1 protein-coding gene is annotated in these 593 nt (G+C 56.7%); it reads right to left on the bottom strand.

Going from position 1 to position 593, the window contains the following annotated elements:
* The coding region (locus ABEW32_RS24555; RefSeq protein WP_430192676.1) for an AMP-binding protein at positions 1 to 593 on the bottom strand (593 nt) is incomplete at both ends.

Here is a 593-nt window from a genome sequence, read left to right as displayed (position 1 = left end):
AATGCTTTACGGTCAATTTTCCCGTTGGGTGTCAGCGGGAATTGATCTAGTGGTACGACATACGTCGGGATCATATAGTTCGGCAGTTTAGGCTGGAGTATGCTGCGTAGCTCCGGCAAATTCAGCGCCTCCGAGGCAACGACATACGCACACAGATCCTTATCTCCGTCTTCGTTTTCCCAGGCAGTGACGATGGCTTTCTCAATGCCAGCCACAGTCAGCAGCTGCGCTTCCACCTCGCCCAGTTCAATCCGGAAGCCCCGGATTTTGACCTGATCATCCATCCGGCCGATAAAGTCTACATTGCCGTCCGGCATCCACCGCGCCAAATCGCCGGTGCGGTACAGTCGTTCACCCGGCACATATGGGTTCGCTACGAATTTCTCCGCCGTCAGGTCCGCGCGGTTCAGATATCCCCGTGCCACCCCGATGCCGCCGATGCACAGCTCACCCAGTACGCCGATCGGCACCGGATTCAGCTGACTATCCACGATGTAGAAGCGTGCGTTCAGCCATGCCTGACCAATCGGCACATGGCCGCTGCTTGGCAGCTTCGACAGTTCTTCGTCATAGAAGCTGGAGTCAATCGCTGC

Origin of the sequence: Paenibacillus jamilae, from assembly GCF_050482105.1 — a bacterium.
GTDB classification, from domain to species: Bacteria; Bacillota; Bacilli; order Paenibacillales; family Paenibacillaceae; genus Paenibacillus; species Paenibacillus jamilae_B.
Note: the sequence above shows the minus strand (reverse complement) of the source record. Positions and strands in the feature narration are given on the sequence as shown.